Annotated in this window: 14 protein-coding genes; 9 read left to right on the top strand and 5 right to left on the bottom strand. The window is 66.9% G+C overall.

The window, feature by feature from the left end; genetic code table 11:
• Positions 1-296 precede the first annotated feature (296 nt).
• The 6 genes from ACODS4_RS25030 to ACODS4_RS25005 all read left to right on the top strand — a co-directional run bounded on the left by ACODS4_RS25030 (position 297) and on the right by ACODS4_RS25005 (position 5,357).
• Positions 297-707 carry a hypothetical protein gene (locus ACODS4_RS25030; protein WP_488868389.1) on the top strand — a complete coding sequence of 137 codons (411 nt, stop codon included), beginning with the start codon at positions 297-299 and terminating at the stop codon, positions 705-707.
• Positions 708-737: 30 nt separating this feature from the next.
• Positions 738-1,262: a hypothetical protein gene (locus ACODS4_RS25025; protein ID WP_488868388.1), complete on the top strand. Its 525-nt coding sequence runs from the start codon at positions 738-740 to the stop codon at positions 1,260-1,262.
• Positions 1,263-1,358: 96 nt separating this feature from the next.
• On the top strand, positions 1,359-2,321 hold the full coding sequence (locus ACODS4_RS25020; protein WP_488868387.1) for a sulfonate ABC transporter substrate-binding protein: 963 nt from the start codon (positions 1,359-1,361) through the stop codon (positions 2,319-2,321).
• Positions 2,318-3,505 (top strand): FMNH2-dependent alkanesulfonate monooxygenase, encoded by a 1,188-nt coding sequence (gene ssuD, locus ACODS4_RS25015; RefSeq protein WP_488868386.1) that lies wholly within the window; start codon positions 2,318-2,320, stop codon positions 3,503-3,505. The genes ACODS4_RS25020 and ssuD overlap by 4 nt, the downstream gene beginning before the upstream one ends.
• Before the next feature lie 165 nt (positions 3,506-3,670).
• The gene (locus ACODS4_RS25010; RefSeq protein ID WP_488868385.1) at positions 3,671-4,090 is read left to right on the top strand and encodes a LexA family protein; all 420 of its coding nucleotides are present in this window, start codon (positions 3,671-3,673) and stop codon (positions 4,088-4,090) included.
• A gap of 4 nt (positions 4,091-4,094) precedes the next feature.
• Positions 4,095-5,357 carry a Y-family DNA polymerase gene (locus tag ACODS4_RS25005; protein ID WP_488868384.1) on the top strand — a complete coding sequence of 421 codons (1,263 nt, stop codon included), beginning with the start codon at positions 4,095-4,097 and terminating at the stop codon, positions 5,355-5,357.
• A 42-nt stretch (positions 5,358-5,399) separates the two neighbouring features.
• On the opposite strand, the gene ACODS4_RS25000 is transcribed toward ACODS4_RS25005, so the two are convergent.
• Positions 5,400-6,026 carry a malonic semialdehyde reductase gene (locus tag ACODS4_RS25000; protein WP_488868383.1) on the bottom strand — a complete coding sequence of 209 codons (627 nt, stop codon included), beginning with the start codon at positions 6,024-6,026 and terminating at the stop codon, positions 5,400-5,402.
• Between the two features lie 28 nt (positions 6,027-6,054).
• Positions 6,055-6,285: a hypothetical protein gene (locus tag ACODS4_RS24995; protein WP_488868382.1), complete on the bottom strand. Its 231-nt coding sequence runs from the start codon at positions 6,283-6,285 to the stop codon at positions 6,055-6,057.
• A gap of 335 nt (positions 6,286-6,620) precedes the next feature.
• Between ACODS4_RS24995 and tauA the strand changes: the two genes are divergently transcribed.
• From tauA to ACODS4_RS24980, 3 genes are read left to right on the top strand one after another with little or no spacing between them, the layout of a single operon-like run.
• The gene (gene tauA / locus ACODS4_RS24990; RefSeq protein ID WP_488868381.1) at positions 6,621-7,625 is read left to right on the top strand and encodes a taurine ABC transporter substrate-binding protein; all 1,005 of its coding nucleotides are present in this window, start codon (positions 6,621-6,623) and stop codon (positions 7,623-7,625) included.
• A gap of 34 nt (positions 7,626-7,659) precedes the next feature.
• Positions 7,660-8,463, top strand: a complete 804-nt coding sequence (locus tag ACODS4_RS24985) for a taurine ABC transporter ATP-binding protein (RefSeq protein WP_488868380.1) — start codon at positions 7,660-7,662, stop codon at positions 8,461-8,463.
• Positions 8,460-9,323, top strand: a complete 864-nt coding sequence (locus ACODS4_RS24980; RefSeq protein ID WP_488868379.1) for an ABC transporter permease subunit — start codon at positions 8,460-8,462, stop codon at positions 9,321-9,323. The genes ACODS4_RS24985 and ACODS4_RS24980 overlap by 4 nt, the downstream gene beginning before the upstream one ends.
• Before the next feature lie 91 nt (positions 9,324-9,414).
• Here ACODS4_RS24980 and tauD read toward each other — a convergent pair whose 3' ends face one another.
• The 3 genes from tauD to ACODS4_RS24965 all read right to left on the bottom strand — a co-directional run bounded on the left by tauD (position 9,415) and on the right by ACODS4_RS24965 (position 12,877).
• A complete protein-coding gene (gene tauD / locus ACODS4_RS24975) occupies positions 9,415-10,263 on the bottom strand; it encodes a taurine dioxygenase (protein ID WP_488868378.1) in 849 nt (282 codons plus the stop codon).
• Between the two features lie 193 nt (positions 10,264-10,456).
• On the bottom strand, positions 10,457-11,752 hold the full coding sequence (locus tag ACODS4_RS24970) for an O-acetylhomoserine aminocarboxypropyltransferase/cysteine synthase family protein (RefSeq protein WP_488868377.1): 1,296 nt from the start codon (positions 11,750-11,752) through the stop codon (positions 10,457-10,459).
• Between the two features lie 54 nt (positions 11,753-11,806).
• Positions 11,807-12,877: an isopenicillin N synthase family dioxygenase gene (locus ACODS4_RS24965; protein ID WP_488868376.1), complete on the bottom strand. Its 1,071-nt coding sequence runs from the start codon at positions 12,875-12,877 to the stop codon at positions 11,807-11,809.
• Between the last annotated feature and the right edge of the window lie 57 nt (positions 12,878-12,934).

Here is a 12,934-nt window from a genome sequence, read left to right as displayed (position 1 = left end):
CCTGTCCACATATCCATATCCGTTTTGGGAACCGCCGCCCGCGCAGTCGCGGGTCAGATCGACCACCCGATGATGGAGCGATTGCGGGCGATAGGCGCAGCGCGTCCCGGCGCCTTGCTTTATAAAAACATTTATTCTCTGTTATTATTATTTATATATTGACTTGACTACTAGTGTAATAGAAATTTCTAAGGGCGAGCCGTCACCGCCACCGCCACCGACAGAACGACGCGACCGCGCTCTCACCCTTTGGGCGCCCACCTTCCCCACAGTCACTGACGATAAGGACGATTGCCATGGCCTCCCCCACGATCCGGTTTGGCGTTTGGGCGCCGGTCCATGGTCCGCGCGCCGCCTTGCAGGATCCGGCCGAGCCGTTCGACGCCTCATGGGAGCGCAACCGCGCCGTGGTGCTGGAGGCCGAGGCGCTGGGATTCGATTCCACCCTGGTGGCGCAACACACGGTCAACCCGCATCTGCCTGACCATGACCAGCTCGGCAGCGACGGCGGGACCGCCGCCGGTCTGGTCGGCAGCCACGATCAGGTGGCCGAACGCATCCAGGCCTTCCACGCCGCCGGGATCGAGCTGTTCATGCTGCAATTCCAGCCGCTGCGATCCGAACTGCGGCGCTTCGCCGCCGAAATTTTCCCGCGCGTCGGCAAAACGGTCGCGACCGACCGTCCCGCGCGCGCAGCCGCTGAATAGCCCGGCGTCCCCCACGCGGCGGAGATCCCCATGAGCGCCATCGAACACACATCCAGCACGGCCACCCCGCTCCACCAGCGCCAGCGGTCGAACGATCGGCGCGGACCGGGCGGGACCGCCGTCGGCCCGCGCGGTTTGATCGCCATATCCTGGATCGCGCCGGTTCTGCTGGTTCTGGTTTGGGAGGCGTTGGCCCGCAACGGCTGGCTGTCACCGCAGATTTTGCCCGCGCCAAGCAAGGTTCTGGCCGCCGCCGACGCGCTCGACGCCGTGGCCCGCCGCCGGGACGAGGGAATCGACGATCCCGCTCTGGCCCACGCCGCCGCGCTCGCCGCCGCCAAGGCGAAGATCGTCGTCGATGATCTGGCCCTGCGCAGCGGCGGCCTGATCTTTGACGTGGCCGGGGCGTCGGCGACCCTGCGCGCCGTCAACCTGGACCGCCCTTGGCGCAACGCCCGCGCCTTGGCGTCGCACAACCCCGCGTCCTACAAGGCGATGGCGGTGGGCGCCCACGCGATCCACGGCACGCCGCTGCCCGCCAAGGGCTTTTTCTAAACACATTCGTGCCTTGCACAGAAACGCGCGGCCTCAGGGGCCGCGCGCGGGATCGGCCACACACGTCGCAATCGACATTTAAAGAGGCTCAACGCCATGAAACGGCTCATTGGATTGGTGGTCGGCGCGGCGGCCCTGCTGGGTCTTGCCGCACCGTTCGGCGACGCGCTCGCCGCCGACAGGCAGGTCCGCATCGGCTACCAGAAATACGGGACCCTCATCATCCTGAAGGAACAGGGTCTGTTGGAAAAAAGGCTGGCGCCGCTGGGATACAGCGTCGCCTGGACCGAGTTTCCCGGCGGCCCGCAATTGCTGGAGGCGCTGAACGTCGGCGCGCTCGATTTCGGGACCACCGGGGAAGCGCCGCCGATCTTCGCGCAGGCCGCTGGCGCGCCGCTGCTCTATGTCGGCTATGAACCGGCCTCGCCGAAGGGCGAAGCGATCCTGGTGCCGAAGGACAGCGCGATCCAGTCGGTGGCCCAGCTCAAGGGCCGCAAGGTCGCCCTGAACAAAGGCTCCAACGTTCATTACCTGCTGGTCAAGGCGCTGGAAAAAGCCGGGCTGGCGATCACCGACATCGAACCGATCTATCTGCCGCCCGCCGACGCCCGCGCCGCCTTTGAACGCGGGGCGGTGGACGCTTGGGTGATCTGGGATCCGTTCTACGCCGCCGCGTCCGCCGCGACCGGCGCCCGGACGCTGACCGACGGCGTCGCTTCCGACGGCACGAACATCGTCAAGAACCATCAGTTTTTCCTGGCCGCCAAGCCCTTCGCCGCCGCCAACCAACCGGCCATCGACGCCATTCTGGCCGGGCTGAAGGAGATCGACGACTGGGCGGGCAAGAACGTCAAGGCGGTGGCCGAACAACTCAGCCCGAAGGTGGGCATTCCGGTCTCGGTCCTGGAGGTCGCCGCCGGTCGCCAGGGCTACGGCCTGCGCCCCATCAACGCGGAGGTGATCGCCGAACAGCAGCGCATCGCCGACACCTTCTTCGAGCTGAAACTGATCCCCAAAAAGATCGACGTGTCCGCCGCCGCCCCGGGAAACAAGTCATGAGCAGCCAGCCCCACACCACCGCCCCCGGCGAAGCCAACATCCTCTGGTTCATCCCCACCCACGGCGACGGCCGCCATCTCGGCACCACCATCGGCGCGCGCGAGACCGACCGGCATTATCTGCGCCAGATCGCGCAGGCCGCCGACAGTCTGGGTTATTACGGGGTGCTGCTGCCGACCGGTCGTTCCTGCGAAGACAGTTGGGTGGTCGCCTCCTCGCTGGTTCCCGTGACCGAACGGCTGCGCTATCTGGTCGCCGTCCGGCCCGGTTTGCAATCGCCGACGCTGGCCGCCCGCATGGCGGCGACGCTGGACCGCGTGTCCGACGGGCGGTTGCTGGTCAACGTCGTCACCGGCGGCGATCCGGTGGAGAACAAGGGTGACGGCATCTTTCTTTCGCACGGCGAACGCTATGAGGTGACGCGCGAGTTCCTGGACGTGTGGAAGGGCCTGTTCGGGCCGGAGCCGGTCCACCACCAGGGCAAACACATCCGCATCGAGGATGGCCGCCTGTTCTACCCGCCGGTTCAGGCGGGCGGGCCGCCGCTGTTCTTCGGCGGGTCGTCCGACGCCGCCAACGGGATCGCCGCCACCTATGTGGACAAATACCTGACCTGGGGCGAGCCTCCGGCGCAGGTTGCCGCCAAGCTGGCGGAGGTCCGCCGTCTGGCCGAAGCGCAGGGCCGGACCGTGACCTTCGGCATCCGCCTGCACGTCATCGTGCGGGACACCAACGAACAGGCGTGGAAGGCCGCCGACGACCTGATCCGCCACGTTGACGACGCCACCATCGCGGCGGCGCAATCGGTCTACAGCCGGATGGATTCGGTCGGTCAACGCCGGATGTCGGAGCTGCACGGCGGTCGCCGCGACAAGCTGGAGGTCAGCCCCAACCTGTGGGCGGGCGTCGGGCTGGTGCGCGGCGGGGCGGGAACCGCGTTGGTCGGCGATCCGGCGACGGTGGCCGCCCGCATGCGCGAATACATCGACATCGGCATCGACACCTTCATCCTGTCGGGCTACCCGCATCTGGAGGAGGCGTACCGCTTCGCCGAGCTGGTGTTCCCGCTGCTGCCGCTGGCGGCCACCACCGGGCGGTCGCGCGGTCGCGCGGCGAACAACGGCCCCTTTGGCGAAAGCATCGCCAACCAGCAACCACCCGCGCTGCGCCAATCGGCCCAGTGAGAACCGGTTCATGAATGGGGGGCGCGGGTGACGCCCGCCTCCCCCGCCACGCCAGATTCCCCCACCGACGGCCGTTTTCACCCGCGCCGTCCGCTTCCAGCGGAGCGCAGGACTCGACCGGACCGATATTTTGTTCTATATTTGTTCTGACAAAGAGGGGCGAATATGGAATTGCGGGCGTTGCAACCTTGCGTGATCGTCGCGGTCGAGGCGGTGGTGTCCGCCGGGTTCCCGTCGCCCGCTGGCGACTATGCCGAGGGCCGCATCGACCTGACCGACGCGCTGGTTCCGCACCCGTCGGCCAGCTTCACCTTGCGGATCAGCGGCCACAGCATGACCGGGGCCGGAATCCACGATGGCGATCTGGCCATCGTGGACCGCAGCCTGACCGCCCGGCACGACGATGTCGTCGTCGCCGCCGTCGATGGAGAGTTGCTGTGCAAACGGCTGGTGATCCAACGGGGGCGCACGCGGCTGGCGCCGGATTGCGACGATCGCGCTTACACCGCCATCGACGTGACCGACCATCCGGGTTTTGCGATCTGGGGCGTCGTCACCGCGACCATCCGCTTTCACCGGCGGTGACAGGATGACGATCTACGCCCTGGTGGACGCCAACAATTTCTATGTGTCGTGCGAGCGGGTCTTTCGCCCCGATCTGGAAAACGCGCCGGTCGGGGTGTTGTCCAACAACGACGGCTGTTTCGTGTCCCGCAGCGCGGAACTCAAGGCGCTGGGCGTGAAAATGGGCCAGCCCTTTTTCGAGACACAGGATCTGGTGCGCCGTCACAAGGTGCATGTGTTTTCGTCGAATTACGCGCTTTACGGCGACATGTCGTCGCGCGTGGTGGCCTGCCTGCACGGCTTCACGCCACGTTTGGAGGTTTACTCCATCGACGAATCCTTTCTGGATCTGACCGGCATCGGCGGCCCCCTCCCCGCCTACGCCGCCGACATTCGGAGCAGGGTGAAGCGTTGGACCGGGATTCCCACCTGTGTGGGCATCGGCCCCACCAAAACGCTGGCGAAGCTGGCCAACCACGCGGCGAAAAAGGGGCTGCTCGATCCGTCCGGGGTGTGCGACCTGTCCGATCCCGCCGCGCGGGCGCGGGTGTTGCCGTTGGTGCCGGTGGCCGATGTGTGGGGCGTTGGGCGACGCAACGCCGTCCGGTTGAACCAGCTTGGCGTCACCACCGCCGCCGACCTCCGCGACCTCGACCCGCGATTGGCCCGCCAGGCGCTGACCGTGATCGGCGAACGGCTGGTGCAGGAGTTGCGCGGCCTGTCCTGCCTGTCGCTGGATCGGATCCCTTCCCCCCGCCGGTCGGTGGCCGTCACCCGCTCTTTCGGCCAACCGGTGTCGGATTGGGAGACAATGCGGCAGGCGGTGGCCGCGCACGCGGCCCGCGCGGCGGAAAAGCTGCGGGCCGAGGGCATGGTCGCCGAAGCCCTTCATGTGTTCATCCGCACCAGCCGTCACCGCCCCGGACCCGCCTGCAACGACAGCGTGACCGTTGGCCTGCAACCGGCCAGCGCCGACGGTTTCGTCCTGATCGCCGCCGCCGCCAACGCGGCCCGGCGCATCTGGCGCGACGGCGTCCCGTTCAGCAAGGCGGGCGTCATCCTGACCGGCCTGCGACCCGCCGACCGGGCGCAGGTCGATCTGCTCGACACCACCGACCGCGCCAAAGCCGCGCGTTTGATGGCGGCGGTGGACGCGGTGAACGGCGCGTTGGGCCGCAACACGCTGGTTTCCGCCGCCACGCTGGGGCACGGCTGGCGGATGCGGCAGAACAACCGCTCCCCGTCCTACACCACCCGTTTGGCCGATCGGCCGATCGCGCGGGCGTGATGTCGCGGGGGGCTTTTCTCCATTCGCAAGCGCAACCCGGCCTCACAGGATCGTAACGGCCTCCGCCACATCCAGGCGCGGGGCGCGGGGACGGGCGGGCGGGCCGTCGGCGTGGCCCAGCGCGATCAGGATGTTGGAGCGCACTTGGCCATCCGGGAAAAACTCCGCGTCCACGGCGGCGTTGTCGAAGCCCGACATCGGCCCGGCGTCCAAACCCAGCAGCCTCGCCGCCAGAATCAGATAACCGGCCTGGAGCGTGCCGTTGCGGAACGCGGTGGTTTCGGCCAGGGCCGGGTTGTCCACAAACAGCCCCGACGGGTCGTAATGCGGACTGAGGCGCGGCAGATGGTCGAAAAAGCGCAGATCATGGCCGACGATGGCGATGACCCCGGCCTTCAGCTTGGGCAGATTGCCCTTGGTCAGCGCCGGGCGCAGCCGCTCCTTGGCCTCCGGCGTCGTCAGGAAGACGAAACGGGCCGGGCTGCCGTTGAAGGCGGTGGGGGCCAACCGCGTCAACTCGTAAAGCTGGTGCAGAACGGCGGCGGACACCGGGCGGTCGGACCAGGATTGCGGCGTGCGCGCGTCGAGGAAGAGCGGCCCGGCGGCCACCGGCAGATCGGCCAAATCACCATCGGGAAAGGCCACCGTGGGAATCAGGGTGTTGGTCATGATGCCGGTTCTCCTGTTGCTCGGACGATCAAAGGCTGGCGGGCAGCAGCGCCAACAGGCCCAGCAGCAGCGACGCGAAGCTGACCAGCATCGCCAGATCGGTCATGTCGAGGTCGGAATCGTCGGCCCGGTCGCGAAACAGCGCGCCGTCCTGGCCGTCCGCCGCGCCCCCCACGTTGGCGGCCAACAGCAGGATTCCGTCGGGGGTTGGCATCAACGAGGCCACGGTCAGCAGATCGAGTTCGGATGGGCGGTGCATGATTCGGCCTCCTCGGGATGATCCGGCGGTGCGGTGCGCGCTGTGGGTCCGGGCACGGCTCCTCCGGGCGGTGGGGCCGTCATATTCCACACGATTGGCAACCATCATCGCTATTTATTTCCTATTTATCAAGTATGTTTATATGCCCGCATAAACAACATTTTTCCCTCGCTGCTAAAGTCTATTTTTCTACAGTTTTATGTGTTTTTGCGATTGCGCCGGTCCCACGCGTCGCATTAGTGTTTTCCCAACCCGCCGGACCGTCTCCGCCGATGCCCTCATCGGCCCCTCCAAGTCCGCCCGGCCCCTCCCCCATCTCTGTTGGATTCCGCGCCATGACCAAGCCCTTGCACACGTTGCTGTTCTCCGCCTTGACCGCCCTGCTGCCCTTCGCGGCGGAGGCGGCAAACGGCACGGTGGTGGTCGGCTATCAGACCGACGCCCTGCCCTCCTCCGTGGCCATCGCCAACGGCGATTTCGCCAAGGCCACCGGCGTCACCATCGATTTCCGCAAGTTCAACTCAGGGGCCGATGTCTTCGCCGCCATCGCGTCGGGCGACGTGCAGGTCGGCTATGTCGGGTCCAGCCCCTTTGCGGCGGCCACCAGCCGTGGCCTGGACGTCAAGGCCTTCCACCTCGCCACCATCTCCGGCACCGACGAGGCGCTGGTGGTCCGCAACGGGTCGGGCATTGAAATGCCGTCGGACCTGAAGGGCAAGAAGCTGGCCGCCGCCCCGGTCTCCACCGACCATTACCAACTGCTGGCGGTGTTGAAGCAGGAGAAGATCAGCGAGCGCGACGCCCAGGTGTTCGCCATTCCCCAGCCGGACATCGTCGCCGCCTGGAATCGCGGCGATCTCGACGCCGCCTTTGTCTGGGATCCGGCGCTCACCGAACTGAAAAAGAACGGCAAGGTTCTGCTGACCTCCAAGGAGGTCGCCGACCGGGGCGCGCCGACCTTCTCCGCCTGGATCGCCACCGCGTCCTTTGCCAAGGACAACCCGGCCTTCCTCAAGGGCTTCGCGCAGGTGATCGAAAAGTACAGCGCCTCGTTCCAGACCGACAAGGCGGCCTGGAGCGCGGATTCGGACAACGCCAAGGCGCTGGCCAAGCTGCTGGGCGGGACCCCCGCCGACCAGGCCGCCGCCTTGACGAACCTGTCGCTGGTTCCCCCGGCCCAACAGGCGAGCGCCGCGTGGCTGGGCGGCGGGGAAAACGGCGGGGCCGCCAAAATCCTGAAGGCGACCGCCGAATTTCTGAAGGAGCAGAAGAAGATCACCACCGTCCTGCCCAGCTATGGCGGGTTCGTCACCCCCGACGCGGTCAAGGATCTGCGCTGACGCCATCCTCATCGTGGGTTGAAGAGAGGACGCCATGCTTCACGTCCACAACGCCAGCGTCTTCTTTTCCGCCCGCGACGGGCGGATGGTGCACGCGCTGGACCGCGCCACGCTCGACATCGACGCCAACAGCGTCGTCGTGGCGCTGGGGGCCTCGGGTTGCGGCAAATCCACCTTGCTGAACGCCATCGCCGGGTTTCTGCCGCTGTCCGACGGCTCCATCACGCTCGATGTGCAACCGGTGGACAAACCCGGGGCCGACCGGGGCGTCGTTTTTCAAAAGGACACGCTGCTGCCCTGGAAAAGCGTGGCCGACAACGTGGCGCTCGGCCTGAAATTCGCGGGCGTCCCGGCGCGCGACCGGCGGGAGCGGGCGGAAGAGCTGCTGCGGCTGGTGGGGTTGGACGGTTTCGCCAACGCCGCCCCGCACGAGCTGTCGGGCGGGATGCGCCAGCGCGTCGGCATCGCCCGCGCGCTGGCGACCGACCCGAAAATCCTGCTGATGGACGAGCCGTTCGGCGCGCTCGACAGCCTGACGCGCGAGCAGATGCAGGAACTGCTGATCGACGTCTGGGCGCGCACCGGCAAGCGCATCTTCTTCATCACCCATTCGATTGAAGAGGCGCTGTTCCTCGGGACCACGGTGGTGGTGATGTCGCCGCGCCCGGGCCGCATCGTCGCCCGCTTCGATCTGGATTTCGTCCGGCGGTTCGCGCAGGAACGCGACGTGCGGGCCATTCTGTCGGCCCCGCGCTTCGCCGAGCTGTACGACGAGATCCGCAACCTCGTGCACCGCCCGCATGACCGTCCCCATGACGGGGGAGACCGACCGCAATGACCGATCTGGCAAGCCGGGGCGCGCCGCTGCCCGCCCCCACCGCCGCGCCCACCACATCGCCCAGGCGGGTGCGGCTTCACCCCTTTGGCCTGGATGGCGCGCCCACCCTGCTCATCAGCCTGACCACCGGCGCCGCGCTGATCGGGCTGTGGTTCCTGGTGTCGTGGCTGCGGCTGGTCCCGCCGCTGTTCCTGCCCGGCCCGGAGGAGGTCCTCACCCAGTTCCTGGCCATTCTGGACGACGGTTACGCCGGGGCGACGCTGGGGGAGCATGTGTCCGCCAGCCTGTTCCGCATCTCCACCGCCGCCCTGCTCGCCGCGTCCTTCGGCATCCCGTTGGGCTTGGCGATGGGGCTGAACCGCTGGGTCAAGGGCGTGTTCGACACCCCGATTGAGTTTTATTGGCCGCTGCCGCCGCTGGCCTATCTGCCCTTGATAATCATCTGGCTGGGCATTGGCGAGCTGTCCAAGATCGTGCTGTTGACGTTGGCGATGTTCGCGCCGATCTGCCTGTCGGCGCAGGCGGGGGTGCGTTCCCTGCCGATCGAACGGGTGAACGCCGCCCTGTCGCTGGGGGCGACGCGCTGGCAACTCTTCCTCGACATCGTGCTGCCCAGCGCGCTGCCGGAAATTCTGACCGGGCTGCGCATCGGCATCGGCGTGGGGTGGAGCACGCTGGTGGCGGCGGAGCTGATCGCGGCCACGCGCGGCATCGGCTTCATGATTATGTCGGCCTCGCATTTTCTGGCGACCGATGTGGTCTTTGTCGGCATCGGCATCATCGCCGCCTGGGCCTTCGCCTTTTCCTATGGCATGCGCCTGCTGGAACGGGCGCTGGTTCCCTGGAAAGGCAAAAGCTGAAGCCACGCAAACGCGGTCAAAGTCCGAACGCGCGCAAAAAAGGGGTGGCTGGATCTGTCCAACCACCCCTTTTTATGATGAATGCAGGACGTCAGACCGGGCGGTCGCCCAGCACGGTGGCGCGGTGCATCAGGCGGCTGTGCGGCAGATAATCGTTCACCGCGTAATGCTGGGTCGAGCGGTTGTCCCACAGCGCCAGATCGTCCGGCTTCCAGCTCCACCGCACGGTGAATTCCGGTCGGGCGACGTGATCGAACAGGAAGCGCAGCAGATAGTCGCTTTCCTTCGGGCTGAGGCCCAGGATGGCCGCCGTGAAATTATCATTCACGAACAGCGCCTTGCGTCCGTTCACCGGATGGGTGCGGATCACCGGATGGACGCGGATCGGGTTCTTGGCCCGCGCCTCCAGCCAGCGTTCGTACAGGCCCGGTCCGTTGTGCCGCCATTCCGGGAACGACCGGCTGAAATCATGCACGGCCTTCAGCGGCTCCAAAAGCACGCGCAGCGGTTCCGACAGCGCTTCATAGGCGGCCGACGCGCTGGCCCACAGGGTGTCGCCGCCCAGCGGCGGGACCTTCTTGGCCGACAGCGCGACGATGGCCGGTGGCGTTTCCACAAAGGTCACGTCGGTGTGCCAGACATCGTTGTCGCTGGGGTTGTGCGGACCGGTGTCCAGAACCATGATTTCCGGAACCTCCGGAATGTTCGGATAGACCGGGTGGATGTGCAGCGGGCCGAAGCTGGCGGCGAAGGCGCGCTGCTGCCCTGGGGTCAGCGGCTGGTTTTCAAAGAACAGCACCTGATGGCGCACCAGAAGCGCTTCCAACTCGGCCGCAACCGACGGGGTCAAGGGCTGGGACAGGTCAACGCCGCTGACCCGTGCGCCGATGGTGGGGCCAAGCGGGGTGGCGGTCAGGGTCGGCAGGGCAACATCCGGCATGGACATCCTCATCACGGTTTGGAAAACGATCCGGACCACCCAAAAAAATGGGGAAACGCGCGAACGCGCTTCCCCATCAGTTGGCGTGGACAATGGACGAGCGAATGGACGAACGAGACGCACGGAAACGTCCCGGCCCTTGGTGGGCAAACCCGCAGCGGTCAACCACAGGCGACCGGGTGCAGAACGCTGGTCAGACCTCGGCCAGCGCCTGTTCGATGTCGGCGATGATGTCGTCGGGGTGCTCGATCCCGATCGACAGGCGGACATAGCCAGGGGTGACGCCGCTGGCGATCTGGTCCTCCACCGACAATTGCGAATGGGTGGTGGTCGCCGGATGGATGGCCAGCGACCGGGCGTCGCCGATGTTGGCGACGTGGTACAGCAGCTTCAGCGATTCGATGAAGCGGCGTCCGGCCTCCGCCCCACCCTTCAGCTCAAACCCGATCAACGCGCCGTAGCCGCCCTTGAGATAGGCGTCGGCGCGGCGCTTGGCCTCGCCGGTGTGCAGACCGGGGAAGATGACCGAGGCGACCTTCGGGTGAGTCTTCAGGAAATCCGCCACCTTGATGGCGTTGGCGTTGTGCTGGCGGATGCGCAGCGGCAGCGTTTCCAACCCCTGGATCAACTGGAAGGCCGACAGCGGGCTGATCGCCGCCCCGGTGTCGCGCAGCAGCGTCACCCGCGCGCGCAGCACATAGGCGATGGGGCCGAGCGGCTTGGCCGCCTCCGTCCACACCGCGCCGTGATAGCTGGGGTCGGGCTGGGTCAGCAGCGGGAAGCGGGCGGCGTGATCGGCCCATGGGAAATTGCCGCCGTCGATGATGACGCCGCCGATGGTGGTCCCATGCCCGCCGATGTATTTCGTCGCCGAATAGAGCGTCACCGCCGCGCCGTGATCGAACGGGCGCACGGTCAGCGGGGCGGCGGTGTTGTCCACGATCAACGGCACGCCCAGCGACCGACCGATGTCGGCCACCTCGCGGATCGGGAAGACGTTCAGCTTGGGATTCGGCAGGGTTTCCGCGTAATAGGCGCGGGTCTTGTCGTCGGTGGCGCGGCGGAAATTCTCCGGGTCGACCGGATCGACGAAGCGCGCCTCGATCCCCAACTGTTTGAAGGTGTTGGCGAACAGGTTCCAGGTGCCGCCATAGAGATCGGTCGAGGTGACGAAATTGTCGCCCGCCTGCGCCAGATTCAGAATGGCGTAGAAGGACGCCGCCTGTCCCGACGCCACCACCAACGCCGCCGCCCCGCCTTCCAACGCGGCCAGACGCTGTTCCAGCACGTCCGTCGTCGGGTTGGTCACGCGGGTGTAGATGTTGCCCAACTCCTGAAGCGCGAACAGGCGTTCGGCATGGCCGGTGTCCTGGAACTGGTAGGAGGTGGTCTGATAGATCGGCACGGCCACCGCCCCGGTCGCCGGATCGGACCGGTAGCCGCCGGCGTGCAGGGCCAGGGTTTCAAAACGCGGAGACGTGTCGGTCATCGGTCGGTCCTTTTGAGCAGCGTTTTTGAAAAGGGATTGGCGGAAACGGGCGGCTCAGTAGGCGGCGGGTTCCAGAACCCGCCCGGCCAGGGCCGCCACCGCCGGAAGATCGGCGTAATGGCGTTGGGCGACGTCGGGGTGCGAACGCAGGCGGCTTTTCAGCGCGTTTTCACCGACATCCACGAACAGAGGGTTGTTGGGATCGCGTTCCGGCCCGCGCGCCTGCGCCGCCAGATCAGGCGGCAGGGGCAGAACCGGAACCCGCGCGCCCAGACGCGCGCCCAGGAAAAAGGCGATGGACAGCCGGTCCACCCCGGTCGGCGGCGTCACCACCCGGTGCACCGCCGCGCGGAAATAGCCATCGGTGGCCAGTTCCAGCAATTCACCGGCGTTGACGACAAAGGTGCCGGGAATCGGCGGCACATCGACCCAACCATCGGGCGTTTCGGCCTGAAGCCCGCTTTGCTGGTGTTGCAGCACCAGGGTCAACAGGCCGCTGTCCTTGTGCGCGCCAACGCCCTGACCACCGTTGTTGTCACCACCTTGTTCCGCCTCGGGCAGCGCGTCGCGCCCCGGGTAGCGGATCAGCTTGATGAGCTGCGTCGGGTCGGGGGCCACGATGGGATCGAAGGCGTCGGCATTCTGGCCGATGGCCAGCGCCACCGCGCGCAGCAGGCGCAACGTGACTGCGGTCAGCGCGTCTTGCAAGGCCAGCGCGGCGGGGCGCAGCTCCGGCAGGGCGGCGGGCCACTGGTTCGGACCCTGCAACCGCGTCCAGGCGGGCGCGTCGGCATCGGCGGGCAGCGTGGGGCGTTCGGACCCGATGTCCACCTGCTCCCGCCAATCGGCCTTGCCACGGGTGCGCTCCCACCCGGCGCGGGTGTAGCCCCGGAAATGCGGCGAATGAACCATCTCGATCGCCAGCTTGTCGGCGTCGGGCAAGGCGAAGAAGCGCCGCGACAGGGCGAAAGCCTGGTCGAGCGTCGCGGCGTCCACGCCATGGCCGGTGACGTAGAAGGCCCCGTAACGGCGGATCGCCACGCGCAGATCGCCGAGAAACGCGGCGCGTTCGCTGTCGTCGCCCTGAAAACGGCCCAGATCCAAAATCGGCAATGGCGCGGTCACGCTGAAACCTCCTTCCGAAAACGATTCCAAGGAAAACGCGCGCAGTGGCGGCGGAGG

The organism is Azospirillum sp. FG154 (assembly GCF_057809575.1).
Note: the sequence above shows the minus strand (reverse complement) of the source record. Positions and strands in the feature narration are given on the sequence as shown.

Coding starts and splice junctions, on each gene's coding strand:
- ACODS4_RS25030 (WP_488868389.1), top strand. CDS start 297: ATGGCCTCCCCCACGATCCGGTTTGGCGTTTGGGCGCCGGTCCATGGT.
- ACODS4_RS25025 (WP_488868388.1), top strand. CDS start 738: ATGAGCGCCATCGAACACACATCCAGCACGGCCACCCCGCTCCACCAG.
- ACODS4_RS25020 (WP_488868387.1), top strand. CDS start 1,359: ATGAAACGGCTCATTGGATTGGTGGTCGGCGCGGCGGCCCTGCTGGGT.
- ssuD (WP_488868386.1), top strand. CDS start 2,318: ATGAGCAGCCAGCCCCACACCACCGCCCCCGGCGAAGCCAACATCCTC.
- ACODS4_RS25010 (WP_488868385.1), top strand. CDS start 3,671: ATGGAATTGCGGGCGTTGCAACCTTGCGTGATCGTCGCGGTCGAGGCG.
- ACODS4_RS25005 (WP_488868384.1), top strand. CDS start 4,095: ATGACGATCTACGCCCTGGTGGACGCCAACAATTTCTATGTGTCGTGC.
- ACODS4_RS25000 (WP_488868383.1), bottom strand. CDS start 6,026: ATGACCAACACCCTGATTCCCACGGTGGCCTTTCCCGATGGTGATTTG.
- ACODS4_RS24995 (WP_488868382.1), bottom strand. CDS start 6,285: ATGCACCGCCCATCCGAACTCGATCTGCTGACCGTGGCCTCGTTGATG.
- tauA (WP_488868381.1), top strand. CDS start 6,621: ATGACCAAGCCCTTGCACACGTTGCTGTTCTCCGCCTTGACCGCCCTG.
- ACODS4_RS24985 (WP_488868380.1), top strand. CDS start 7,660: ATGCTTCACGTCCACAACGCCAGCGTCTTCTTTTCCGCCCGCGACGGG.
- ACODS4_RS24980 (WP_488868379.1), top strand. CDS start 8,460: ATGACCGATCTGGCAAGCCGGGGCGCGCCGCTGCCCGCCCCCACCGCC.
- tauD (WP_488868378.1), bottom strand. CDS start 10,263: ATGCCGGATGTTGCCCTGCCGACCCTGACCGCCACCCCGCTTGGCCCC.
- ACODS4_RS24970 (WP_488868377.1), bottom strand. CDS start 11,752: ATGACCGACACGTCTCCGCGTTTTGAAACCCTGGCCCTGCACGCCGGC.